Origin of the sequence: Marinibium conchae, from assembly GCF_015595035.1 — a bacterium.
Taxonomy (GTDB): Bacteria; Pseudomonadota; Gammaproteobacteria; order Enterobacterales; family Alteromonadaceae; genus Glaciecola.
Genome location: NZ_JADNRN010000003.1, coordinates 191108 through 216875, shown reverse-complemented (window position 1 = coordinate 216875; position 25768 = coordinate 191108). Strand labels below are relative to the sequence as shown.

Genomic DNA, 25768 nt, shown 5'->3' with positions numbered 1-25768 from the left:
GTAAAAATAAATTATGGAACCTGAAAAGCAGTTAGCAGAAATTCAAAATGTCGTTGATGACGCGTTGAAGTTAGCCATTAAAAAAGGCGCAACCGCCGCTGAAGCCAGTATGTCTAAAGTACAAGGTATCGCAGTTTCTTCACGCATGAAAGAAGTTGAAACAGTAGAGTTCACAAATGACGGTGGGCTAGGAATAGCGGTGTTCGTAGGGCAGAGAAAGGGAAGTGCATCTACTGCAGATTTAAGCCCTGAAGCACTTAAACTGACGGTAGAAAAGGCCGTGGAAATTGCCAAATATACCAATGAAGACGACTGTGCTGGCATCGCCGATAAGCAGTTTATTGCCACAGATATTCCTGATTTAGACTTATACCATCCTATAGAATTAGATACGCAAAAGGGCATCCAATTAGCCATCGAATCTGAAACTGCAGGCCTAGATGCCGACTCTCGAATCGTAAATTCCGATGGGGCTTCTTATAATGCCAACCTAGGTGTGCGCGTTTACGGCAATACTCACGGTATTAACGCAGGCTACGCCAGCAGTCGTTATAACCTAAGCTGTGTGTTAATTGGCCAAGAAGGCGATGACATGCAGCGCAATTATGCTTACACCATCAATCGTGAGGCTCATTTATTAGATGCGCCGAGCATCGTTGGCGCTGAAGCTGCCAAAGAGACACTCAGTAGACTAGGTGCCAAGAAAATAGCAACGGCGAAAGTGCCAGTGCTATTTCATCGTGATATTGCGTCCGGCATTTTTGGTCACTTTGTTAGCGCGATTAGTGGTGGTAGCTTATTCAGACAGTCTTCTTTTTTGCTCGATAGCATAGGCACTCAAGTGTTCCCAGAGTGGTTAACGATTCAAGAAAAGCCCCATCTTCTAAAAGGTTTAGCCAGTTCTCCTTTTGATAACGAAGGGGTGCGCACTCAAGACATGACAATAGTCGACTCAGGCGTATTACAGCATTATCTGCTTACCAGTTATTCCGCACGTAAGATGAAAATGGAGACTAACGGTCACGCAGGTGGTATTCACAATTGGTTGATCAATTCAACGGGCGAATCAGATCAAGAGTTGTTGCAAAAAATGGGTACCGGACTCATTGTTACCGAGCTTATGGGGCAGGGTGTGAATATTGTTAATGGCGATTACTCTCGCGGCGCTGCAGGGTTTTGGGTAGAGAATGGCATTATTCAATATCCTGTGCATGAAATTACGATTGCGGGTAATTTACAAGATATGTTCAAGAGTATTGTTGCCATTGGTGCTGAAACTGAAGTGCGCGGCAGTATTCAAACCGGCTCTATTTTAGTTGAATCAATGCAGGTAGCCGGAGCCTAAATGTTCTAGCTTTAACGGTAGATAGAGCGAGCAAAAAGTTCATGCAAAAAAAAGGGGCACTTACAATTAGTGCCCCTTTCTCTTTTTTACTTTATCGAAGTATTCACTTAATCTACTTCGCCACAGAAGCGATAGCCTTCACCGTGGATAGTAACAATCAATTCTTCATCATTTGGCTCTGACTCGAAGTGCTTACGAATACGGCGAATCGTTACATCAACGGTTCTATCGTTTTGGCGCAATTCGCGGCCTGTCATTTCCATGATCAGTTGTTCGCGAGTCAATATTTTACCTGGATTGCTCAAGAACAAGTGAAGGGCACGGAATTCACTACGCGGTAGTCTGAACTCTTTGCCTACAGGCGATATGAGACTTCTGCTGTCGCCATCAAGTGTCCAACCGTTGAACATTACCTTACTGGGTAAATCGTCATCTTCTGAAGCGCTGCTTGTGCGAGACAATAGGTTACGTGCACGGATGGTGAGTTCGCGAGGATTAAAAGGTTTCGTCAGATAATCATCTGCACCAATTTCCAAGCCAAGAATACGATCGACGTCGTTATCGCGACCGGTTAAGAAAATAAGGCCAACATTTTTTCTGTCACGAACTTCACGAGCCAGTATTAGACCGTTTTTACCAGGGAGGTTAATGTCCATGATCACGAGATTGATCTGGTTATTTTGGAAAAAATCATGCATTTCTTCGCCGTTTTCAGCTTCAAATACATTATAACCTTCGGCTTCAAATAAGCTCTTTAGGGTAGTTCTTGTTACTACTTCGTCTTCAACGATTAGGATATTTGGCGTTTGCATTTTTTACACTCTGTTAACATTTCTAATTTGAGTCTATCAGAATATTTATAAATTTCTAATATTTAGCTATCTGCGATCACTTTGAATTTTAGGTACCTGTGTTTTTAACGCAGCAAGCTGTAATAAAGTTCTACTTTTGTAATTTTATTACATAATTTCACATTATTATAGTCGAAAGTGAATACTATTTGAAATTAACCGTCAATATCACAGTGAGTATTCTTATTTTAAACTCGATTTCCAAGCTCTTTCTAACTAAGATATTTGCTTACAAGTTGCTTAAATTAATATTAAAGGTGCTTGTAGATTGCCTCATACTCTTTTGCGGCTCTATTCCACGTAAACTTTTTACGCATGCCATTAGTGATGATTTGAGCAAACCGTTTTTTATCTTCTAATCGCAATAACAGAGCCTTTCTTACCACTGATAGGAGCGCCTCTGGACTCGGATCATAAAAAATAAAACCAGTACCATCGGCTGAGTCTACGTCGGTAATGGTGTCTTTTAAGCCGCCAATACCGCGCACTATAGGTATCGTGCCATAGGCCAATGAGTACATCTGATTTAAACCGCAGGGTTCAAATTCCGACGGCATTAAAAAGAAATCTGCACCCGCTTCAACTTTATGTGCATAGTCAGGTTTGAAGTCTTCGATGAATACAAACTTGTTCGGATGAGCATTGGCAATCGCGTGTAATTGTTGAGTAATGTCTTGCTGGCCTGTTCCAACAAGTGCAATCTGAACGTCGTGCTTAAGAATACTCTCAAGCACAGGCATTAAGTAACCAAAGCCCTTTTGTAAAGTAGTGCGGCAAACCATACCAAGTACAGGTGTTTTAGCACTCACTTTTAACTTGAATGTTTTTTGTAGGTCGCGTTTACAGGCAGCTTTACCGCGCATATCGTCAACACTGAAATGTGCAGCAATGTATTCATCGGTGGCAGGATCCCACTGCTCGTAGTCACAACCGTTCAGCACGCCCTCAACAGCCGATATTCGTTGCCTGATCACGTCATCAATCCCGTGGCTACCGAGTGGTGTAGATATCTCTTGAGCATAAGTAGGGCTTACGGGGCAAATTTTATCTGCATACAACAAGCCTGTTTTGAGCATGTTTAAGTGGCCATTTTCTATGTACATGCCCGGAGCGACCTGGTCGACACTCGGCACATTGCTCAGCTTGTCGACACCTTGAAATGCTGCATTATGTATGGTCAGTACCGACTTTGTCTGCGCAAAAAACTCATAACTTAATGGAGAGTGCTTGGCAAAGTAGCAGGCCATGGATGTATGCCAATCATTCGTATGCAGAATATCAGCTTTAAAGCCAATAGCTTCGGCGCTTTTTAACGCTGCGAGTGAGAAAAAAGTAAACTTTTCTGCGTTACTTACTTTTGAATCGATAGCGTAGAGGGCCTCGTGAGCAAAGTATTCCGGATAATCCACGAAGTAAACCTCGATACCGTTGAAGTTTATGCTCTTTACGTCAAACGCATAGCTTCTACCGTTAACGAAGATGATTTGTTGAGCGATACAATTTGATAGCGCAAAGGCTTGCTCAGCCGCTTGATAGTAAGGCAGTATAATTTTGACATCATGGCCTAGCTCAGACAGTGCTAGAGGAAGCGCCTTGCCAACGTCGGCAAGGCCGCCAGTTTTTACAATATCTTCTACTTCAGATATTAAAAATAAAATTTTCATAAGGCAAAGATACTCTTCTCAATGTAGCCGCCAGGGAAGAAAGTTATTTCGCGGCTTCGTAAATATTATATTTATTTGTGCTTACAAGCGTTTTTGCACGAAAATAAGTAGCTTGCAAGACTTCAGTGTAAGGCAAAAATTTATTTGCAACGATGTTCAAACTTCCACGCGGGCGGGTTTGTTTATGTGCTTGAGCAATAAATTGTTGAGTAATGCTGTAGTTTGTATGCACACCAGTATGAAACGGCGGGTTGCTTATCACATGGTCGAAAGTCAAATTAACTTCCTTCATGCCATCGCTGGCAATTACGCTGCCTTCTACACTGTTAAGTTTCAAAGTTTGCTCACTACAATACACGGCAAGTGCCGATACATCACTCATTGTGATTTTAATTTTGGCATTCATTTTGGCGAGATAGGTACCAATAATTCCGGTGCCACAAGCAAAATCAAGCACCTGACCTTTCATGTTCAGAAGTTTGTCGCTTCTTGGCTCAAATTGCTGCAACAACAATTGCGTGCCGGGGTCGAACTGCTTATGCCCGAATACGCCGGGCAGTGAAAATACTGTGAGCTCTTGACCGTTCACCGAGTACGTACGCTTTACGCCGTATTTTTTGATATCAAAGGCTTTGGTTTTAGCCACCATTGCCGCTGACACCTCAACACAAACCAAACCACAGTGTTTTGCTCCGTCAATTTTATTGGCGTTTTCACCAACCTTCTCCAGTAGCTTACTCACGCTTTTAATACCAGCTTTGTTTTCGCCAACAATCAAGAGTTGGCCGCCATCTTTGACTAATTCAGCAAGATTCGCGATTAGCATTTCAAGCTGTTGTTTAGCTTTGGGTAAATAAATAATAGCGCCGTCAAATGCTTCTTTACTTTTTATTTGCTCTAAATTGAAGCTAGCAGAAAAGACTTGTTGAAATTTACTTGTGTTTTCAGCTTGCTTATATACGTCGTGAAATTGATGTAAACCCGTAATGTTGTAGTCGCGAAGTTCGTTAAAAACATCTGCGTCGGTCGGGTTAACTAAGGCCCATCGACCCTCTTCAAATAAAGATTCGTTGCGCAAAATCAATTGACTCGGTAATGACAACATTTAGCTCACTCGCTTAAATATAATATCCCAAACGCCATGGCCAAGTTTTTGACCTCGCACCTCGAATTTTGTGATAGGACGATACTCAGGGCGCTCGACGTAGCCTTCAGCACCATCGGGAGATGTATTTTCAAAACCCTCGGCTTGCGTCATCACTTCCATCATGTGTTGGGCATAGGGTTCCCAATCAGTCGCCATGTGGAAAGTCCCCCCTATGGCGAGCTTAGAACGCAGATTCTGTACGAAATCAGCTTGCACTATTCTACGCTTGTGATGGCGAGTCTTGTGCCAGGGATCTGGAAAGTAAAGTTGTAAGCGCTGCAAAGAGTCATCCGGAATCGATTGCGCAAGTACTTCTACAGCGTCGTGTTCAAATACGCGTAAGTTTTCTAGTTTCGCTTCTTCGGCGTCGGCCAAACAGGCACCTACACCAGGACGATGAACCTCTATTCCAATAAAGTTATCTTCAGGGGCTGCGGCCGCCATTTCAACGAGTGATTTTCCCATACCAAAACCAATTTCAAGCACGGTTGCTGCGCTGCGACCAAAAACGGCGTCTAAATCAAGCATTCCTTGTTCGATACTCAAGCCTTTGCTCGGCCAATTTGTTTCAATGGCTCTGGCCTGGGCATTTGTCAGACGACCTTCACGTTTTACAAAACTTTTTACTTTACTGATATATACGCCAGCTGCGCGTGCTTCTTCTTCGCTTTTGAATGACTTCATGAATCGTTAGGTCTTTATTTAGTGGTAATAGAAATATATGTTGCATTGCACGACCAAAAATATGGTCTATTGCTGCATAAGTTCGGTATTATAATTCATTCTTCGGCTGATGTGCGGATAATGTGACTTCCAATAGTTTTTCTTTTTCTCAGGCATTGCTTACGTGGTTTGATGAACACGGGCGCAAAAACCTTCCTTGGCAACAAAATAAAAGTCCTTACTCGGTCTGGATTTCGGAAATCATGTTGCAACAAACGCAAGTTGCCACGGTTATTCCTTATTTCAACAATTTCATGCAACGTTTCCCTACGGTTACCGACCTTGCAAACGCACCGGTCGACGAGGTGTTACACCTATGGACAGGTCTTGGATATTACGCGCGCGCTCGCAATTTACATAAAGCCGCGCAAAAAGTACGAGATGAGTACGACGGCGAATTTCCACGTAACTTTGATGATGTGCTCGGGCTGAGCGGCATTGGGCGCAGCACTGCCGCTGCTATATTGTCTCTCTCGGAGAACCAAGCGTACGCAATCATGGACGGAAACGTAAAGCGAGTGCTCACTCGTTTTATGGCAATCGAGGGCTGGCCAGGTAATAAAAAAGTGGAAGATGCGTTATGGCTTGAGGCCGAAGCATTAAAACCCAACCCAGCGAATAACGAAGCTGCTAGATACGGGGACTACACCCAGGCAATTATGGATTTAGGTGCAACCGTGTGCACGCGATCAAAACCTAAATGCGACATCTGTCCAATGCAAGCGCATTGTCTCGCTTTTGCGCAGGGAAAGCAGGGCGACTTCCCGTTTAAAAAACCAAAAAAACAAATTCCCACGAAATACACCACCATGCTCATACCTTCATACCAAGGCCAACTATTAATGCAACAACGTCCAGCATCAGGCATTTGGGGGGGCTTATGGGGCTTTATGGAAACGGGCTTCTCGACACAGAACGAAATTGGGCTTGATGAAGCCGTTGAGAAACTCAAATCACACTTGGGTGCTGTTGAGCTTGATGGCGCAAACACGCTGCGATTGAGTACTTTCAAACACACATTTAGTCATTTTCATCTGATGATCAGCCCCATTATATTAGAGTTGGCTCACGCACCAAAAACTATCAAAAATCAGATAAAAGAAAGCCCAGTACCTCTGCCTGCACAGTTATGGTACGACAATGCAGCACCAAGTAAGATTGGCTTGTCGGCGCCAACTGTGAAAATACTCGAGACTTTGAAGTCGCAGTATTCTTTGTTTTAACGTTATTGTGAAGTTGTGTTGAAGTCTTGCTGAATTTTCCGAATATAAAATGATAAATACTAAATATTCTATTCGCGATGGACTATAATCGTCGGCAGAAAATATAGAACAAATTTAAAGGAACAAACATGGCCCGAACAGTAAATTGTGTACATTTGAAAAAAGAAGCTGATGGTCTCGATTTCCAGCTGTACCCCGGTGAAGTGGGCAAGCGTATTTTCGATTCAATATCGAAGGAAGCATTCAGCCTTTGGCAGAAGAAGCAAACCATGCTGATAAACGAAAATAAGCTCAATATGATGGAAGCAAATGACCGCGCATTTTTGGAAGAAAAAATGGTCGCTTTTTTATTTGAAGGCATCGAGCCGACAATTGAAGGCTATGTTCCGCCTACAAAATAAGCGTTTGAACAACTTTCTGCACTTAAAGTCGTAAAAACAGCAAAAAATTATTGACTTGAGAGGTCAAAATCCGTTTAATACGCACCCACAGCGAAATACAGCGTGAAAACGCAATCGCGAAGCCTCGATAGCTCAGTTGGTAGAGCAGCGGATTGAAAATCCGCGTGTCCCTGGTTCGATCCCGGGTCGAGGCACCATTTATTTCTAAGCCCTGCAAGAGATTGCGGGGCTTTTTCGTTTTTAAGACCACTCATAGTTTCAGAATAAAACGCCCTAATCCATTTGCTTAGCGTTAATTGTGGCCTTTTGCCAAGCATTTCTTGAAGAACTATCAGTGTGTGGTGAACTTATTAGCATTAATGCATATTATGCTCTGCAAAACTCTGTTCTTACCAATGCCTCGGGTTACATTTCCTTAAGTTTTTTAAAGCTACCTTCAATTCTATTTATAACCATATTATTGGCGTCTTTCGCCAATATTGTATTTTCGCCATGCATCAATAATATTGTTGAAACATTCTTACTATCTCTAACTATGGTTTTATCATGCGCAGTAAGTGATTCGATATCGCGATTTGGTGCAACGCGCCCATGAAATACTTCGACAAAACACGGGTATGTATTATTGCAAAGTAAATTTGGGATTTTTATTTGCTCACGACCTAAGGTCATCCACTTAGGCTTGTCGTTGCTGTATATTGTCCTAGGCCAAATTACATCTATATCCCATTTCTCCGGGTTAGAAGACCAAATCTCCTGGTTTTGGTTGATCAACACAAACGGCTCGTCACTTTGTTTCTTTGCCAACAATACGTCATAGAGGGCAACTTCAAATTTGGTATGACTTTTTTCTCTAATTTTAGTTTGGCTCACGGTAAGAGGATTTATGTCTAACAGATCATTAATTTCGGCGGCTAACCATGTATCTTCATTAATGTGCGAGTAACCGACATGAATAAGCACTTTTGCCTTGGAGTTTTTATCGAAAATACGTGCTTTTAAGTTTTTGGCAGAAAGGTGTTCTCTCATTTTTATAGTCGACGAAGCACCGTCATAAGAAACAATCTCAAATCCCATTTCCTCTGCGGTTTTAATTAACATAGAAAAAACCGGTTCGTTTGTGTAGTAACCGTGATTGTCTAGTAGTGGCGGGCTGTAGGGATATATATAACTACCCATTCCTTCTAGCGCTAAGAAACGAAAGCCTTTGTTGTATAGGCCCTTTAGCAATCTGATTGATAATACGCGATGTTGTGCTATGTGGTGGGCTTCATTGATCATAACGACTTGAGTTTCATCTGATCTATTTAGGATAGTTTGAATTGCGTCAGTTTGAAAATAACCTGATATTTCGAATGTTTCGTCCTTTGGAATAGACGCATTTGTGTCGGCTGCAATAAGAGCGTTTTTGTGGTCCGCGACAATCGAGTAATAAGTTGCTGTGTATTGCGACAATATTTGTAATGCTTGGCTATCTTCTTTGTATTTTTCTTGAAGCTTTTCCGCTTCCAAAATAACAGCTAACTCATTATTGGAAGAGGATTCTAGGGCATCTCCAATTTCAGTTGCCTTTCTAATAAAATCGTCATCAAACGCAGCAGAAGCAATTCCAAATGCAAACAACACAAAAGCAGCCAATAACATTTTTATAAACACACTTACGTCCTTTTTATTTTATATTTCATTTCCACATAGCATTGATAAGGTAATGCAATTAATGTTTTTTCAGTACCTCAAAAGCACTCAGAGAACTACGTCACTCCGTTTGCAAGCGAGCGCCGATACTCCATTACTGAGCATTATCGCTACAAGCTTTGGCTTTTCTTCGACTGAAAGATGCGATCTCTTCCGCTTTGCTTTGCTTGATACAGATTTTCGTCAGCTTTTTGAATACAACGCTCTATCGTTTCAAAGTCATTAATGCAGGCCGCTCCACCAGAAATAGTCACTTTTATCGGTTCACCTTCGAATTGCACAACTAACTCTCTGATGCATTCGCATATCTTTTCGGCAGCCATGATGGCACCAAGCTCATCGGTTTTCGGAAGCAATAATATAAATTCCTCACCTCCCCAGCGGGCGAGTATGTCATGTTTACGTATTTTTGTTCGAATACAACTTGCCACTTTTTGTATTACAAGGTCTCCAGCGCTGTGGCCTCTGTTATCATTGATGCTTTTAAAGTGGTCGATATCCAGCATAACAATAGAAAAGTAGAGCTTGTGCCTTGTAAATTTTGACATCTCTTGTTTAGACAACTCAAAAAAACCTCGTCGGTTAAGAATTTGAGTAAGGGAGTCTTGGTTTGATAATAACGTGAGTTGCTCGTTCGCAACTTCTAGGTCTTTGGTTTTTTTATCAACTAAATAGCGTAATTTGTTTGCTTGTTGAGTAACGGCATACATACGCCATTTGAACACTAAAACAGCTGTAGCAATAAGCAAACAAATAAACAAAAAGCGAGCTATATTGGTTTGATACCATGGCGCGAGTACCTTGATTTTCAGTGTGAGTGCGTTGTAGTCCCAATTACCGTAGCGATTAGTTGAGGCTACCTCTAGCTGATAGTTTCCTGGGTTGAGATTGGTGTAAGTAAGCGAACGCTCGAAAGCATTGGTATAGCGCCATCTATCATCATACCCAAGTAGTCGATAAGCATATTGAATATCTTTTGGGTTACCATATTCCAAGGCAACAAACTCCGCACTGAACATGAGGTTATCGGCGCTCAGAATAATCTCCTCCGTGGCATGAAGATCTCCTAATGGTAAGTCATGAGCGTTTAAAATTTTCTCATCTTCGCCTTTATCGAGAATGGAAATTTCACTTAATTTCACCAGTGGTTGAGTCGTCGACGTTTGGATATCATCAGGGTGAAAGTAAGTTAAACCTTCGGCCCCAGAAAAGAGGATAAAGTCGTTATCTAATTTAGCAAATGAGCCCACAAAGTAGCCCGACCGATTAACACCGTCGCTGTCATCAAAGAAATCAATCTTTTCTAATTTGCTATCTACGCGCGCTATTGATGAATCTGTGCTTATCCAATAGTTACCTTTTTCATCTTTAACCACTGAGCCGATGGAGTTTTTTGATAGCGGTGTGTCTTCAAAGAGAGGCGAAAACTTAGGGTCCTGGTTGGGCGTCGAAGAATCAAAGCTCATCATTGCCAAGCCATTACCTTGGGTGCCTATAAAATATTGCGTCTCGTCGTACTTTGAGAGCCAAGTAACCACGTTGTAAGGTAAAGCGTTAGGTTCGGCAGGTGAAGACACGTAAGTCTGCGTTTCGTATGTTTTACCGTCTAGTTTCACTAAGCCGCCGGTGGTGAGTACCCAATGAATATTATTTTCATCATGAACGATGTCGATCACGAAAGGTAAATCCCAGTGGTGTATGACTTCATTACTTTTGGCGTCAAATAAAAAGAGTCCGTTGTTATAACTACCTAGCCAAAGCTTATCTCCATCATCAGGTCGAACTGAATACAGAGAAATGTTTGTCAGGCCCACGGGCACAATTTCTGCAGGATTGTTGACGTCATCTAAGCGATACAAACCTAAGCGAGTACCCAACCAAAGAATATCTGAGTTATAATCGTAAGCGATATTAGTGAGTTTATTTGTTGTTTGCAGCCCATCATAATCGCCGGCGAAAAGAAAAAGCTGCTGTGCTTCTAGGGCGTCATTTAATAACCAAAGGCCCTTTTCACTCGATGTCCAGGTTTGCCCTTGTCGGCCTTTTGTAACTGAAATGACTGACTTTTCACTTTTAAACAATACACGACTAAACATTGTGGTTCTTGGGTCGACTATTGCAAAACCTTTGTTTCGAGTGCCAAAAATTATCGTACCGTCTAAAAGCATATGTAAGACAACAGCATGAGGATTATTTGTGCCCTGATTATGTATACGTTCATCAAAGAAGATGGCCTGATTTGACTCCATAGGCTCAGGGATAATAAATATACCAGATGGTGTTCCCAACCAAATTTCACCCATATTCGATATTTCAATATCGTTTATAATCGAATCAGCAAGACCACTGTCGATGCCAATCTTTGAAACTCCAAAATCGATTGTGTTGCTTTCGCTAAGCACTTTAATTTTATATAAACCTGAGCCATTGGTGCCTACCCATAAACCTTCGTTTGATTCTGTCTTGATAGAGGATATTCGATTACCTTCCAAAATCGTTTTCACTATTTTCAAGCTCTCTTTGTTGAGAATGCTCAGTCCATTTTGAGTGCCAATTGCCATATACTGATTGTCGATGCTGCTGAGGCTCTGGCAAGGAATCGAAGAGTCTGACGTTGTAAAGAGAGTGAATTCGCGCCGTTCAACTTGACCGACGAATAGGCCCTTATCCGTGCATGCCCAGATAATGCCTTTGTTATCAATGTGTATCTCGTTAACAGTCTGTCGTGTTGTGCCATCGGCGTTTGTTAATAACAATGGCTCAAAAACTGATGTTTCGGGGTTTAGATAGTCAAGTCCATTCATGGAGCCTATATACAAGCCTCCATTTGGTGCAATTTCAATATCATAAACAAAAGACGAGCTCGGGCCCTCACCCTCAATAGGAGTTTGTTTGAAATTTACAAAGTTATAACCATCAAAGCGATCAATACCTAATTGTGTACTCACCCAAATGTAGCCGTTGCTATCTTGTTGGATGTCATATACGGCAATTTGGGACAGCCCATGCTCTGTTGAATAATAGCGAGGGTTAGGGAGAGAAAATTTCGATAAAGCAAGGTGAGAATATACTAAACACCCAAGCAAAAATATAAGCGCAAAGATGTTCTTTATCACTTTTGTATGATAACTGTAGGGGCGGCATACGCGATGAGGGTTAATAAAATGACCTCGAAGAATCGATCAATTAGTTAATAGTATAGCGGTAAAATGCTAACTTTCTTTAGGTAATCGTTTTTTATCAAAGGAAAAACGCTATTAAATGCTTGGGCTTTTCGCGTTTCAATTACGTTCTTGACGCATCGAGGGCTTGCTGAACTTCAGGCTCGTATTTATTAGATTAAGTGTCTGTAAATAAATCTGACATTTCTTTCAAATAAAGATTTTTCTATATCAGCAGATATGAAGTAGTGGCGTTGTGTAATCACGATTGCGCTTCATCAATAAAATAACTTCTTACTTATTTGGGCAATTGCATGCTTGAGATGAATCACCTCATCGCATTTTATTTTACAGCAACCATCACGCTGAACTTTGTTAGCGCGTCGGTGGTGTTGCTGTCGGGCGCCTTTAAAAACAAAGCTCATCTCAAATTACTATTATTGTCAGGCGTAGTCATCACGGTCTTTCAATATGCCACTTGGGAGTTTCACGATGCTCAGACACTACAAGAAGCATTGAATTGGTTGTATATCCAATCCGCCGCAATCTTTGCTGCTTTGCCAATATCAGTGCTTATGCTCATGTACTGGAGCCGTCAAAAAGCCCCCGCTTGGTCAATAGCACTGGTCAGTGTTGCGAGTATTTGTTTTTTCTTGGTTAACACCTTTTCAGACAGCCCTATTTGGTTCACGGGCGAGTTGCAACTCAGGCAATTTACCATTTTTACGGGTGAAACAGTCTCGGTTATTAAGGGCGATGTGAATCCAGTCAGTTACTTTTACAATATATTCATCCTCGCTTACATGCTCGGGTTAATATACATCGCTCGAGTAGCCTATATACAGGGCAGACGACTACTTTCAATCACCGTTACTAGCACTATATGTCTACAGATTTTGACTACCATCGCTGCCGCACTCACCGACATGGGCATCTTGAATCTTATTAACCTTGGGGGCTTACCGTTTAGCCTACTCAACTTCTTCGCATGTGTGTCTATCAGCATGTCTTTGGAGTGGAAGTCTGCATCTTTAGCAAAAGAAATTGTTGAAAAAGCCAGTTTGGAATCCATGCTATTTAGTCTAGCAAAAGGGGTGGCCGCAAATGATAGTTCACAATTTTTTAAGGATGTGTGCCATGAGCTATATCATTTAGAAAAGCCAAAATTACTTTATATTTGTGAATTTGATGACCCAGAAAATATAGAAGAAATTAGCACTCAAGTCGTGTTACAAGACGGTCGTATTGCGCAGAATTTTTCGTACAAGTTAAGTGATATTCCGAATGAACTAATCTCATATGATGCGACTCTTTTTATCGAAGAAAAAGCCAATGAACGCTTTCCAAATCTAGCGCTAGTCAACAGAATTAATGCACAAGCCATTATCAACGCGCCCCTTAAAAACGATCATGACGGCTTAGAAGGCAGTATCATTTTACTGTATGACCGCCCCATAAAATTATCAGATGCTCAAAAACGCACATTAGAAGTGTTCACCTCAAGAACAGCATCTGAAATTCAACGCGTTAAATTAGCCAAAGAGCAGCATAAAAGTGTTTACTTTGACTATTTAACTAAGTTACCCAACTTATTAAGTACACACGACTTGATAAAACAACAGTATGATGAGAACCAAGCGAATGATTCACATTCTGCGTTGATTATCATAGATTTAAAAAAGTTTGGGCAAATAAACAGTGTGTTTGGTTTTACCGCAGCAGAGTATGCACTTAAGGAAATAGGAATACGTCTATCAAGCTACGCAAGTAGCAATATTGTGATTGGGCGCATTAGCGGCAATCAATTTTCCTTACTCATAAAACAAACACCACATGAAATGAGTGCTGTAATTAATCTACATTTTGATGCAATAAAACGTGTAATCGAAAAGCCAATAAAACTTGATGATACGCAAATCGAACTCAGTTGCGTGGGCGGTGCAGTTGTGTTTCCAATGCAAGCGCAAAAGCACACTGAAGTAATAAGGTGCGCTGAAATAGCCTTAGTTAAAGCAAAAACCAGTGCCGATGATGATATTTGCCTATTCGATGCGACATATATTGATGAGATAAACAGAAAACAGACCGTTGAGCGCCTTTTACGACAAGCATTAAACCAAAAGGAAGAACTGTATCCGGTCTACCAACCCAAGGTTGATACAAACGGCAAATTACTGGGAATGGAAGCTTTAGCAAGGTGGCAGAGCGCAAGCTTAGGGTTTGTGTCACCTTTTGAGTTTATTACAATTGCAGAGTCAACCGGCTATATTGAAGAGCTGGGCTTGTGGATGACAGATAGCGTTTGTGAGCAGATAAATAAGTGGCACCAAGCTGGGTTTGAGTTTGATGGCAGGGTGGCAATCAACGTCAGTTGTTTACATCTTGAGAAGGCTACGTTTATTGATGACATTATGGCCATTTTGAATACTCATAGCATAAGCCCGGCTAAAATCGAGATAGAAATTACAGAGTCAGGATTACTATCAAATCGCAAGCAATCAGTATCAACACTAAAAGAACTTCAGTCTTTAGGGTTTTCTATCGCCTTGGATGATTTTGGTACGGGATATTCTTCACTCTCATACCTTAAAGACTTACCACTTGATGTATTAAAAATAGATCGTTCGTTTGTGATAGAAATAGAATCAACAAAAGCGTATGACTTGGTGAAATCAATAGTGACAATAGGTAAAAACATGTCATTGAAATTGGTTGCTGAGGGCGTTGAAGAGCGAAAACATATTGAACTGCTAGATGCGATTGGATGCGATATTTATCAAGGCTATTATTTTGCAAAGCCAATGAAGGCTGGTGATTTAATGGTATGGGCTACAAAAACTTAATAGTCTAACTAATACATCTAACTAACAGATCGCCGCATTTAGTTTGTAGTAATTATCATCGTACAAATCAACCTTGGTAGAGTGGATAAAAGTAAGGTGCAAATAGCGCTTCACAGCGTTTCTATTTCCTTTGCAATATTTTCTCGCGCGGAGGCTTCATACTTTTTTTGAAATTGCTCAAAAGTATATATTCGATCACGACTAAGAAAGCTTGCTAATACCTCTTTCCTTTTTCTGCGGTAGATAAACGAAGGAACTCTTCGGTATTCTTCCCTTACCCCTCGTGAAAATGCATTATAGTCAGCTCTGGACCTCCCCAACACTGACAGGTCAATATCAACAATCAAATTTTCGTCTATAGAATTTGTAGAGCTTTGATGTGCAGTTGCCATGACTAAATCAAAAACTCGTTTTTGACTTGTATCGCTGGCACCATTGCTCTGTAAAAAATCTGATGCCCATTTTGCGCTATCACTTTCATTTGAACTTGAAAAGGGCTTGTAGACAGCGTCGTGAAACCATAATGCTATCTCAACCTCGTCTCTGCGTTGAGCTAGATGATCGACGCTATCCAAACATTTCAAAACTGATTCTAAATGGGCAATAGTATGATAGCTCCGGCCCTTTTCAGAATACGCTCCTATAATGTTAATGTAGGCTTCCATGTTATCTGAAAACCCCAAACTTACCATTAGTCTTAGCCATCTAGTTTTTAACATTATTTTCCCCTCGGGTTTCGTCTTTGCGGAAATCATGAACATAGTTTCATTGATTATTTGGTTGATTGACCAATAAATTAAATATTAAACAGAAAAGTCGCATAAATCAAAGTTTTTTGGTTAAATAACCAATAAACATTGTTGAGCGAGAAAATAATGGGCAGGCCATCCAACACAAATGAGAGAAAGCAAGAAATTGCCACAGCATTGTTGCGAGTCATGGCACAGCAGGGATATGAGAAAGCGTCAATTCAAGCTATCGCCAAAGAGGCTGGGCTTGCCCCAGGTTTGATTCATTATCACTTTAAAACAAAACAAGATATTCTAATATCCGCAGTTAACTGGATAGTCAGGTCTGCTGAGGGTAGATTAGCTAAACTCCAACAAGAGAAGCAAAGTCCTTGGGAAAAGCTAGAAGCCTTTATTAATGCGCGACTAGCGATTGGTGATACTCAAATGCCAGAAGTAGTTTCCGCTTGGGTCGTGATTGCGGCGGAATCTATCAGGCAACCAGAGGTAAGAGAGATTTATCAGGGCTTGATTCAGACTCAACAGGATATGATTGCGGCATTACTTGTTGATGTTTGGGCGGTAAAAACCGAAGTTGATGAAGAGGTTTTGCACCTAAGCGCAATAGTAATTGCGGCAATAGAGGGAGCATTTCAATTGTCTGTCACCGCACCACAGGCTATGCCTAAAAACTATGCAGCGAATTCACTTATCAATTTAATCAAAGCTCAAGTAAGTAATTAAACAGGGCTTTGGTTAAAAGTCTGTTTTCAACAAATCGATTCGCCATTGCGCTAATGACTGCATGCCTAGTAAACCTGGATTTCTTTTAGGTTTGCTCCACTGTTTATGTTGCATTCTTTGTTCTTATTGTTCAAACTCCGTCGCATTTCACTTGGCCTTAAAAAAGGAATTGTTTTGGCTGACAAGAGAGAACTCAACTTCAAAAAACTCATCGCTTTAGCGCTCATCTTTTCTGTGCTTATTATCATGCTGTATTTAGCTTATACAGGCCAAAATATAAAAACTCCCGATGATGCGTATCGAGATGCAATAGCATTAGATACGGTGGCAGCATATCAGGGTTTTTTAGATAAGCACCCCTCATCTATTTGGGCAGAAACAATAGCCTATGAGCGAGATAATTTAATTTATGCTGAGTTGCAAACTACGCCCGATTTAGAAAATATCGTCAGTTTTTTAAATGAAAATCCACGCTCTCGATGGGCTCCTAATTTTAGGGAGCTCTTGAGAACTTATTTTTATATTAATCACGAATCAGAAGCCACTCCCGAGTATATTTTAGCGATAAATAAGCGTATCGCTGATATGAGCTTTAAGAATAATCAAGCATCACAGGTCACTACCAAGTCTAATGTAGCAATAAATGAGTATATCGCTGATACAGAGAGCTTTGAGAATAAGCGCGTGCACAGAGGCAGTAACGTTCGAGATGAACACTTTACGAGCTATGTGCGAGATATTACGCCCTACCTTGAGCAATTATCCGATAAGGACTCTGTCTCCAGTAAAGCTAGCTTTTTGACTATATCTGATGCATTACCAGAAGTCGGGTTTCGTGCTTATTATTACAATCGTAAATCAAAGATTAATTATATTGAAGTGCATAGTGAATTAGTCGATAACATTGCGCTTCAGTATGCTTATGACGATTTAAAAGATATACCATCAGAAGATTTTGCTGGGTATTGGGTTGGCCAAATACACTGCGAACAGGACCAGCAAAAACTAATATCGATTGCACAAAGTCGAGCGCAAAGTCGCGTTATTATCGATGGTGAAATATTTTACGAGGGAGGGATATCTAGAGAGCTTCTTTATTTTTGTGAGAAAGGTAGCCATAAAATTGAGGTTGACCATTTTAACAATTGGCACACGACAGATTTTTTTATGCGAATAAGCGATCCTGTTGATAAGATTGAAAAAACCGCTCTTGCTGATATATTAGAACAGTTAAAACAGCCAGAACAGCCTACTGCTGAGATTGGATTAGTGTCGGTATATGAAAGTGCCGCCATGAATGCTGAAATTCGCTTGGACTTAGATAAATCAAAAGAGCCTTTGGTACTGTTTCTTAATTCTTACAACCCTGTTAGGTGGATTATTAGCAACGTTCATGCAAATAACATTGAGGCAATAGTGTATCAATCGTTTCAGCCAGGTACGCATGTTATTGGTGATATTAGTAAAAGTACACGTATTATACCGCTGAACTACGGACTTAAAATAAACGCTAGTTCTGGCAGTGCTAAGTGCATTTGTCATTCAGGTTACTTTTATTGCGAGGGTGGCGGTTTGCTTTCAACCTTAGAGACTGTTAAAGAATTTACAAAGAGGCCTCTACACGGAGTGACAATTCAACATGAAGCTGAGCAGTTAGCTTATCCTCAGCGGCGAGTGACACCAAACTTCTATGCTGAGAAAAGGTATGAACTTGAAAAAATAGCTAGACAACAAGAAGTTTGTAAACAAGAAAATGAGCCTAACTTTGATGCTATGTTTAATGGTGTTCGAAAAAGTGAATCAGTTACTGAGTAAAGTTGCCAACGTAGCGATAAGCCAGCCTATTACATTGCAAAACTAGTTAAGCACTCTGCGTTTCGGTTAACAAAAAGGCTCAAGGAGCCAAAGTGCTTGTGAAAACGCAGCGCGTTGAGCTATTCGCTTAACTATAGTATCTACAGATTACTAGCCACTAAAAGAGGCGGTATACCAATCATCTACTAATTCAGCGTAGAGCGGGGCCGTATTTCTGCGGTTTGCTTTAATCTTACTTTTTGTAACACGCTTTTCGAGCTCGGCACTGCCAGATTCCAACAAGTCACCTTTTTCATTCAGAATTGCGTATTCGAAAGAAAGGCTAAGTAGGTTGGACAGAGACTTAATATCGCCTACCTGGCGGTTTTGTATACTTCTAATGCTAGGAGCGCGGTCGTCCTTGGAATTCACATCGGCACCGGTTCTAACGTTTAACGCTTGCAAATCACGATTGATTGCGTCTACGGAAACGATTTTGATTTTTAATACTTCACCGTCTTTTAGGTGTTTGGCAGTATTAGCTTGAACGTCTGTTGCGAAACTATTTTTCCAGCTCTGATCTATGTTTTCTTGTTCCCAAGAAACCTTGGTGTTAGTTGCTTCACCAGCCAACGCAGAGAAGGAAAGGCAGGCTGCTAAGCCCAATGTTGCACATAACTTATATTTCATAGCGTTTCTCCATAATTGATTAGTGTCGACTTCAGATCCTTGGAAATCGACATATTCACTCTAGTTTGGTTGCATAATGTTGTCAAATAAGTTGTACGTTAATCGTACAAGCACTTGCTTCCTTATTCCCATACTTAACCTGATTGGTGGAGACTAGCCAAGTAACTCTCTATGTAAAAACTACTTGCTAAATCTACAAGTGTAGTTATATGATATATCTACACTTGTAGATTTAGTTGAGCGAAAATGTCCCTATCTGATTTTGAACTTGAAGTAATGCAAATAATTTGGGAGTCCGATGAGTCGACGGCACCTCAAGTCCACGAAATAATTCAGAGTAGAAGAAATGTAAAGTATACGACAGTTAAAACGATCATCGACCGCCTTGAGAAGAAGGGCTCTTTAAAGCGCAGTAGAACTGAGGGGAGAACTATTTTCTACATCCCAACAACGGAGAAGCAAAGCGTTAGAACCCCTCTGATCAAAGAATTTATTAGAAAAGTTTTTCTTGGCAAGAGTCGCCCCTTAGCTGCACATATTCTCGAACAAGAAGACTTATCTATTGAAGATATTGAATATTTGGAAGCTTTGCTTGATGAACGTAAAAAGGGACTGAAATAAATGGAAGGATATTTTTTTGTCAATGGCATCGTAACGTTAATTGTTTTAGCTCTTTTGAAATATGGAAATGGAACCAGTAGCGTAAATTATTATTTATCTTGCTTCGGGATTTTTGTTTGGTTGATACCATATGCCTTCCTCGCCCAAATTGTTCCAGCGGAAGTATTAGTTGAACCTTTAATTCTCAAACAATCGTTTTTGGTCAGCACAGAGTCAACGGCTGCCTCAAATACCAGTGTTGTTAGCAGAGAGCTTTTAGCGCGTTTTATAATACTAATTGCCCTACTTATTGGTGCAATTTTGTTTATCAAAAAAATCATCGATGTAATGACCCTAAATAGTCGGATTGTTAGTGACCCGTCACTCCAGTTTCACAAAGATTTATCCCTTAAACATCAAGTCCCCGTTTACTCGGCGAATGGCACACCAAGCGGAATGCTCCTAGGAATAAGATCGCCAAAGATAGTTTTTTCAAAGAGCATTACTGATATCGGCCAGATAAACTTAATCATTTGTCATGAGAAGAAACACCTAGAGAGGAAAGACAACGTTCGATTAGTTCTACTCACCTTAGTGGAATCGATTTTTTGGTGGAATCCTTTGGTCAGGGTTCTGGCAGATAAAAATAGGTTTTTTATAGAGGCACTATGTGATGAAGACGCAAGTAAAGAGTTTGGCCTAGAAGAGTATATTGATGGACTAACATCGCTCATTTTGTTTAATCACAAAACTAAGCAATATCCCTTAAATTGCGCTGCCACATCTAATACAAGCAACAGTATTTTTAGAGTGAAACTACTAAAGGAAAACAGAAAAATGACATTAAAAAGAAAGGTAACTTACGCTCTAACCATCTGCACTGCACTAATAGCAATGACATGGAATACTCTTGCTACCCCAACTGATAGCAAAGTCGAAAACCTAGACAAGCAGTATCAAGGTACTTTGGTTAACTTCGATTTAAAAATTGAGGACAGAGAAAGTAAAGAAATAAGCACTCACACATCTCAGATGTCAATGTGGGTCGATTTTGATAAAAAAGTATCATTCGAATTAGGGGGGCAGTACAGATTTAACTTTACAGTATCGGATTTAGAAGAACTTGCATTTTTTGATATAGAAATAGTCGAAGTGTCAGGCTCTGATGAGAAAGTTGTGGCTAACCCTAGGTTGAAAACTGGGTTTAAACAAGGTGCTGTTATTGAAATAGACAATGTTGAAGTTAGCCCTAACGCATACTACATTAAATTCAATCTTGAGAGGGCATTAAGGCCCGAATAAATTACGGTTTAAATCTTAAATTACGCATGCATTTGTTTAATTGTTTAGGATATCTTTGTTGAGCATGTGCTTTTAGAAGAGCAGATTCGATTCATATCTTAATCAAAATAGATTACTCACATTCAACTAAAGTGTTTGCCTAAGCTCGAATAAACTTAAGTGCATACTTAGGTAGCATTCTTTCATTTAGTTCATTTGTTTTTTTAATTGCTTTCTTTCTTACATCGTAAGTTCAGTCGAATATCATTTAAGTTAAAATCGTGATTGGCTTCCAATCTACAAGTTCAAATGGTCGAAATATGCAATGCTATACACCGATTTATAGAAACGTGGCCACCCATTGAGAAGCAGAGCTCACTGCCCTTAGCGGTGCTCACTTATATTTTCGTGCTAGCTCATTTAGCTTTTCTATCTTTTGCGTTTCGTTTGCGATTTGTTGCATCTCAGCTTGAGCACTTGAGGCTCGGTTGATGCTCTCCTCTGCACTAATTGAGGCTTGCGACGATTCATGAGACAAGCCGTTCAACTCTTCTTTCAGCCCGTTCGACCCCTTTTCAATGTTAGCAAGTAAATCATTAATACCTGTTACAGCACTAGATATGCTGTCAATTGAACGCGATACCGCATCCACAGTATCCCCCGTTTCTTGTAGGCTTGATTGTGTCCGCATGGATAGCGCTCGTACTTCATCGGCAACTACTGCAAATCCGCGTCCAGCCTCTCCCGCTCTAGCCGCTTCTATCGCTGCATTCAACGCGAGTAAATTAGTTTGCTCGGCAATGCTGCCAATCGATTTTATGATATCGACAATCTTTACAGCATTACTTCCTAATTGCTCAACGCTTGATGTGAGCTCGCTGCGTTGCGCATCTTGTTGGGCAACCTGCTGCATAAATGACGAGAACTCTTCTCCTAATGCTAATTGCTTCTTCGCTGCTTGAGTGGCCTTTGACGCGACATTTTCTAACTGGCCATTAGATTCTTCCAATAATGGCTGAAAACGTGATGACTGAGTAATTAAGTTGTCTTGTAGATTGTTAATATGCGTCAAACTCGTAATCGTCGATTTTAAGTGTTGACTGGAAAACGAAGAATAATAAAAAGCGAAATTGTTTACATAATCGTCATAGAAAGCTTCATTTTCATTGACCTCAAAAAACGCGAGTGCCGTGAGCGTTTCATTTTGGTGTATGCCCAAAAACTCGCCAAAGGTAGAAAAACCAGACATCTTAGTTTGATCAAACACACAAACATCTTTTAAATCAGTTGGGTTATTTAAGCGTCGAAAAATACAATCATTTGCGATCGTCGCTATCGGCTCTCTTGGTTTATGTCTCATAAATTCAGCATAATCCTTTGAAGTTGCTTGGCCTAAAGGCTTGGCTCGCAGCAGCTCAAAGGTTTGCCCAAACGACAAGTCGCCAAAATATTTTATACTGCCATCGTCGTTAATGGCTGCAATTGTCAACACATAGAGTTTTCCATTCATTTTGCGACCAAATGAGTGGCCAACTAATTTGTCACCTAGTTGATGGGGTGAGCATGAAAAGTGTTTACTGAGGGCTTCTACAGGCGTGATAAGATTGAGATTTGAGTCTAACACCGAATACAAGGTTCGACTTAATGAGTCAAATCTTGCGGCGGTAAATTCAACCCCTATAGACTGATAATTATGACTGTTTAAGACGCCATATTTGTAACCTTTGCCTAGCTTACAAAACACAACAATGGCTGTATTTTCTTTTACTTGACCATTTAAACTGATATTTGCAGCCTGAAAGTCAAGCTTGCCACCCGCAGACCCTCCAATAAAATAGCAAGGAAACTTCTCACTTTGATATAAAGCTTGAGCAAAATACTCTTCCGAGGCACTTAAGCCATCAAAGTAAGTCAACGCAAACGTATCTTGGGAATTGATATCAAATGGAGGCTTAAGTTGTACTAACTCTCTTTCTATCTTGTCAGCTCGCTCCTTAGGCGAAGCGGTAGGATTTCCAGACTTTAAATCGGCGCTGTGCAGATTGACACAGTGATAAGATGTTTTGCCCAGTAGAGACGTGGAGAATGCCTGTAACACTATGTTGTCCCAAGTGTCAGGCGTGTCATGATACACTTTTACGCCACCGCCAAGCTCCCCGGCAGTCATAATTCCCATTACATTTTTCGCGAACGGCATGGCATGCTGTAAGCTTTGAATGACTTGATTAAAGTTGTTGTGAGGAGAAATAAAGGCTAGTACAAGTTCTGTGCCTCCCTGTAAATTCAAACTATCGAATGCACTCGATGATATGCCACTACTGCTAATCGCAAGAGTCGCAGATACTGGGTAGTTAGTTTCAGTAGGCGATTTTTTATTTAGAGAGAAGAACAAAATATTACCCCTTATTTTGGGAATGTATTTCTGCTGGTTGAATACTAGTGATGCAATCACTCATTGTTTTGCTTAAGCTTGAAGTTGAGCTTATTCAACTCGACTATAGTTCATTTTATCGACATCAGCTTTTATGACTTGAACGCTTTTGCGTGATTAATGATTAACCACAGGGGGTATAAGACGGATTAAAGCTATTTGCTACTCCTTGTGACTTATTGACTAAGAAGGTCTGCTGCAACGTCTGATTATGGAAGCTTAGAATGAAGGGTTAGAAGGCTATCATATAGCGTTCGTTTTACTCATGCGCTTTCATGTGGATAAGATCTACATGAAAACAAAACGTGTCGAAATAGAAGGCTTTTTTCGACATGATATCTTTACCTGTCGATCTCATCGACATATGCTCACTTAATGATATGTCACCCATTGAGTATAAAAATGCGGCTTAAGAGTTCCATGAACTAGCGGTGTTACAAATGGGGTATTTACAAAGAAATACGTAAACAACATTTTCTAAAACTTTAAGATGGTTTTCGCCAGACAACACTTCCACTAAATTTTACCGACTGTGTTTTATCACTGATAGGTCGATAGCGTAAAAACATGTAAAAGGCTTTTATCGTTTTTTCATTTTTCACAACATTTTCTGAATTATCAGGAAGTAGTCTAAAGTCCCTAGGTCTTCCTGTTTTATCTACAATAAATTCCATTTTAACAACTTCCGCGTTCTCAAAAATCTCTGTAATATCTACCGGCATTGACTTCGCCATTGCCTTTTGGTTAATAGCCCAATACTTTTGAAAGTCAGCCTGTGAAGATACAGTTATCAATTCTGTTGCGTTAGCTGACAAAACGAATAAAAAAAATGTAGCTATGCTTAAGACTAGTTTGTTCAATTATTTTCCTTAATTACTATAAGCTCATTGAGTGATACTCTACTCAATGAGCATGTTTTAACTCTAATTAATCATATTTCACAAATTGGAGAATTATTTTAAGGGATAGTTACAATCAGCCATTTCCTTATCTTACCTACATCGACATTCGATAATGTCTGCTCTTTTTGAGTTAGAAACACGTGAAACATGCTTTACACCCAGCTGTCACAAAGGCTAGTGTATAGCGTTAATCTTCTTTATATTCATTATTTGTTCGCAATTATCAACAATATCTTCTCAGCAGAGTTCTTGGCTGCTTCATATGTGCTGTTAACGGCCACTTCACCTAATGATTCCAAGGCACTTAGAGACCACTGTGTTACGGATTTTAAAACGGCGGTTTTGCCATCTTCAATGCTTCCATTAGTGTCTCCCGCCAGCATACGCAATTGCAAGAGCTTCTGCTTCTGGGAAAACGAGATGTCTTCTCTATTGGCAAAAGTGTTTAGTTTAGAAATCGTGGATAGACCTGGTCCGTCCATTAAAATAGCAGCTCCATGAGCAACAATCGGCAACCAATCTTGGCCTGTTTTATCACCAAGCTCAGAGAATAAAGACTCTGCCGATACTCCATCTCCCTGTTGAATTGCCGACAAACCTAAAATGACTTTGGCAGTGATACGTGCATCTTGATATTTCTCGTCGAGTACTTCACCTTTCTCTTCAATACTAGCCATGGCTGCATACTGCGAACCTAGTTCATCCCACCCATTGCTATGCAAAGACAATGACATAGCTGAGTAGGCTACATATCTGCCAATATCATCGTCGGCTGCCTCAGTTGCTAGCACAGCTGACGCTGCAGAAAAAGTAGGGTAGTTAGCTAGTGCGAGAGACACCGAAGTGAATGCATGCACTATTTCTGGATGGACTTCAGATTGGTCTTGTTTTTTCTTTTTATTGTAAAGTTCAAGCGAGGGATTTACGGTTTTATCAGTGATTTTTTTGAAGGCTTTGAAGCTTATCGAGCGTTGTAGCTCGTTAAATTGCTCTTGTTCGGTTTTTGGAGTACTAGAGCAGGCGCTCAACCCTATTACAAAGGCCACGGCAATTACCATGTGGTTTTTAATTTTCATATCTCATCATCCTTAATGTGTTTGTTTGGTCTCTAGCTCACCCTTTCTAGGTCACATAGTATGCCAAATTCTAAGCTATTGCATCAGCTTTCAATAAACACAACGCTGAACACTCGGCTTCCCCAATTGACCTTCCCGCTTGGAACAGGGACAGCACTTGGTAATCCCAAAAACTCCATTCTGCAAGTTTCCTAGGCACTGGTATTTTGGGTCCTTAGTTAGGTTTACGATATCACAGTTATGTGAAGACGAACGCTTCAAGGTCAGCTTTATTTACAAAGCTTATGTGCTTTAACACCTCAAGTTGTTTAACTCGCTGTGTATATTGATTAAATCAAATTGGGAAGAATTTTTGCCCAATAATTTGTGTAATCCAGTATTGCCAACGCCACTATTGCTATCAATTATTAGCAATATAGTTAGTAAGCTGACCGCCTTGGTACCACCGCCTAGACTCAACCTTAGCCGT

General features: G+C 40.5%; 18 protein-coding genes, 1 tRNA gene and 1 pseudogene. 9 read left to right on the top strand and 11 right to left on the bottom strand.

What is annotated here, in order from left to right; translation table 11 throughout:
* Positions 1-13 precede the first annotated feature (13 nt).
* Positions 14-1345, top strand: coding sequence for a metalloprotease PmbA (gene pmbA / locus ISG33_RS12415; protein ID WP_195733940.1), 1332 nt, complete (start codon positions 14-16; stop codon positions 1343-1345).
* Positions 1346-1452: 107 nt separating this feature from the next.
* Here the strand turns inward: pmbA and arcA are convergent, their stop codons facing one another.
* From arcA to trmB, 4 genes are all read right to left on the bottom strand, one after another.
* Complete coding sequence (gene arcA, locus ISG33_RS12410; protein WP_195733939.1) at positions 1453-2157, bottom strand: two-component system response regulator ArcA; 705 nt, start codon at positions 2155-2157, stop codon at positions 1453-1455.
* 290 nt (positions 2158-2447) lie between these two features.
* The gene (locus ISG33_RS12405) at positions 2448-3860 is read right to left on the bottom strand and encodes a glycogen synthase (protein ID WP_195733938.1); all 1413 of its coding nucleotides are present in this window, start codon (positions 3858-3860) and stop codon (positions 2448-2450) included.
* 43 nt (positions 3861-3903) lie between these two features.
* The gene (locus ISG33_RS12400; RefSeq protein WP_195733937.1) at positions 3904-4965 is read right to left on the bottom strand and encodes a methyltransferase; all 1062 of its coding nucleotides are present in this window, start codon (positions 4963-4965) and stop codon (positions 3904-3906) included.
* Positions 4966-5691, bottom strand: coding sequence for a tRNA (guanosine(46)-N7)-methyltransferase TrmB (gene trmB, locus ISG33_RS12395; protein WP_195733936.1), 726 nt, complete (start codon positions 5689-5691; stop codon positions 4966-4968).
* A gap of 122 nt (positions 5692-5813) precedes the next feature.
* Between trmB and mutY the strand changes: the two genes are divergently transcribed.
* The 3 genes from mutY (at position 5814) to ISG33_RS12380 (ending at position 7551) form a co-directional block, all read left to right on the top strand.
* Complete coding sequence (gene mutY / locus ISG33_RS12390; RefSeq protein ID WP_195733935.1) at positions 5814-6953, top strand: A/G-specific adenine glycosylase; 1140 nt, start codon at positions 5814-5816, stop codon at positions 6951-6953.
* 128 nt (positions 6954-7081) lie between these two features.
* Positions 7082-7354 (top strand): oxidative damage protection protein, encoded by a 273-nt coding sequence (locus tag ISG33_RS12385; protein ID WP_195733934.1) that lies wholly within the window; start codon positions 7082-7084, stop codon positions 7352-7354.
* Between the two features lie 121 nt (positions 7355-7475).
* Positions 7476-7551: transfer RNA gene (locus tag ISG33_RS12380), tRNA-Phe, on the top strand.
* 208 nt (positions 7552-7759) lie between these two features.
* On the opposite strand, the gene ISG33_RS12375 is transcribed toward ISG33_RS12380, so the two are convergent.
* Together ISG33_RS12375 and ISG33_RS12370 are read right to left on the bottom strand one after the other, a co-directional pair.
* Complete coding sequence (locus tag ISG33_RS12375) at positions 7760-9010, bottom strand: hypothetical protein (RefSeq protein ID WP_195733933.1); 1251 nt, start codon at positions 9008-9010, stop codon at positions 7760-7762.
* A 149-nt stretch (positions 9011-9159) separates the two neighbouring features.
* A complete protein-coding gene (locus ISG33_RS12370) occupies positions 9160-12165 on the bottom strand; it encodes a ligand-binding sensor domain-containing diguanylate cyclase (protein WP_195733932.1) in 3006 nt (1001 codons plus the stop codon).
* A gap of 359 nt (positions 12166-12524) precedes the next feature.
* Here ISG33_RS12370 and ISG33_RS12365 point away from each other — a divergent pair, with 359 nt between their 5' ends.
* Complete coding sequence (locus ISG33_RS12365) at positions 12525-15053, top strand: putative bifunctional diguanylate cyclase/phosphodiesterase (protein ID WP_195733931.1); 2529 nt, start codon at positions 12525-12527, stop codon at positions 15051-15053.
* 110 nt (positions 15054-15163) lie between these two features.
* Here ISG33_RS12365 and ISG33_RS12360 read toward each other — a convergent pair whose 3' ends face one another.
* A complete protein-coding gene (locus ISG33_RS12360) occupies positions 15164-15772 on the bottom strand; it encodes an HD domain-containing protein (RefSeq protein ID WP_195733930.1) in 609 nt (202 codons plus the stop codon).
* 156 nt (positions 15773-15928) lie between these two features.
* Between ISG33_RS12360 and ISG33_RS12355 the strand changes: the two genes are divergently transcribed.
* Together ISG33_RS12355 and ISG33_RS12350 are read left to right on the top strand one after the other, a co-directional pair.
* Positions 15929-16525 carry a TetR/AcrR family transcriptional regulator gene (locus ISG33_RS12355; protein ID WP_195733929.1) on the top strand — a complete coding sequence of 199 codons (597 nt, stop codon included), beginning with the start codon at positions 15929-15931 and terminating at the stop codon, positions 16523-16525.
* 174 nt (positions 16526-16699) lie between these two features.
* Complete coding sequence (locus ISG33_RS12350; RefSeq protein ID WP_195733928.1) at positions 16700-18340, top strand: hypothetical protein; 1641 nt, start codon at positions 16700-16702, stop codon at positions 18338-18340.
* A gap of 150 nt (positions 18341-18490) precedes the next feature.
* Here ISG33_RS12350 and ISG33_RS12345 read toward each other — a convergent pair whose 3' ends face one another.
* On the bottom strand, positions 18491-19009 hold the full coding sequence (locus ISG33_RS12345; protein WP_195733927.1) for a hypothetical protein: 519 nt from the start codon (positions 19007-19009) through the stop codon (positions 18491-18493).
* Positions 19010-19255: 246 nt separating this feature from the next.
* Between ISG33_RS12345 and ISG33_RS12340 the strand changes: the two genes are divergently transcribed.
* Positions 19256-19630 carry a BlaI/MecI/CopY family transcriptional regulator gene (locus ISG33_RS12340; RefSeq protein WP_195733926.1) on the top strand — a complete coding sequence of 125 codons (375 nt, stop codon included), beginning with the start codon at positions 19256-19258 and terminating at the stop codon, positions 19628-19630.
* Entirely contained in the window at positions 19631-20911 is a 1281-nt protein-coding gene (locus ISG33_RS12335; protein WP_195733925.1) for a M56 family metallopeptidase, read from the top strand. It abuts the gene before it with no gap.
* 463 nt (positions 20912-21374) lie between these two features.
* On the opposite strand, the pseudogene ISG33_RS12330 reads toward ISG33_RS12335, so the two are convergent.
* From ISG33_RS12330 to ISG33_RS12320, 3 genes and pseudogenes are all read right to left on the bottom strand, one after another.
* A pseudogene (locus tag ISG33_RS12330) lies at positions 21375-23342 on the bottom strand (methyl-accepting chemotaxis protein); the annotation flags it as partial.
* Positions 23343-23806: 464 nt separating this feature from the next.
* Positions 23807-24181: a hypothetical protein gene (locus tag ISG33_RS12325; protein ID WP_195733923.1), complete on the bottom strand. Its 375-nt coding sequence runs from the start codon at positions 24179-24181 to the stop codon at positions 23807-23809.
* Between the two features lie 248 nt (positions 24182-24429).
* Positions 24430-25299 carry a hypothetical protein gene (locus ISG33_RS12320; protein ID WP_195733922.1) on the bottom strand — a complete coding sequence of 290 codons (870 nt, stop codon included), beginning with the start codon at positions 25297-25299 and terminating at the stop codon, positions 24430-24432.
* Positions 25300-25768 lie beyond the last annotated feature (469 nt).

Coding starts and splice junctions, on each gene's coding strand:
- ISG33_RS12320 (WP_195733922.1), bottom strand. CDS start 25,299: ATGAAAATTAAAAACCACATGGTAATTGCCGTGGCCTTTGTAATAGGG.
- ISG33_RS12385 (WP_195733934.1), top strand. CDS start 7,082: ATGGCCCGAACAGTAAATTGTGTACATTTGAAAAAAGAAGCTGATGGT.
- ISG33_RS12335 (WP_195733925.1), top strand. CDS start 19,631: ATGGAAGGATATTTTTTTGTCAATGGCATCGTAACGTTAATTGTTTTA.
- pmbA (WP_195733940.1), top strand. CDS start 14: ATGGAACCTGAAAAGCAGTTAGCAGAAATTCAAAATGTCGTTGATGAC.
- trmB (WP_195733936.1), bottom strand. CDS start 5,691: ATGAAGTCATTCAAAAGCGAAGAAGAAGCACGCGCAGCTGGCGTATAT.
- ISG33_RS12355 (WP_195733929.1), top strand. CDS start 15,929: ATGGGCAGGCCATCCAACACAAATGAGAGAAAGCAAGAAATTGCCACA.
- ISG33_RS12360 (WP_195733930.1), bottom strand. CDS start 15,772: ATGTTAAAAACTAGATGGCTAAGACTAATGGTAAGTTTGGGGTTTTCA.
- ISG33_RS12345 (WP_195733927.1), bottom strand. CDS start 19,009: ATGAAATATAAGTTATGTGCAACATTGGGCTTAGCAGCCTGCCTTTCC.
- ISG33_RS12400 (WP_195733937.1), bottom strand. CDS start 4,965: ATGTTGTCATTACCGAGTCAATTGATTTTGCGCAACGAATCTTTATTT.
- ISG33_RS12340 (WP_195733926.1), top strand. CDS start 19,256: ATGTCCCTATCTGATTTTGAACTTGAAGTAATGCAAATAATTTGGGAG.
- ISG33_RS12365 (WP_195733931.1), top strand. CDS start 12,525: ATGCTTGAGATGAATCACCTCATCGCATTTTATTTTACAGCAACCATC.
- arcA (WP_195733939.1), bottom strand. CDS start 2,157: ATGCAAACGCCAAATATCCTAATCGTTGAAGACGAAGTAGTAACAAGA.
- ISG33_RS12405 (WP_195733938.1), bottom strand. CDS start 3,860: ATGAAAATTTTATTTTTAATATCTGAAGTAGAAGATATTGTAAAAACT.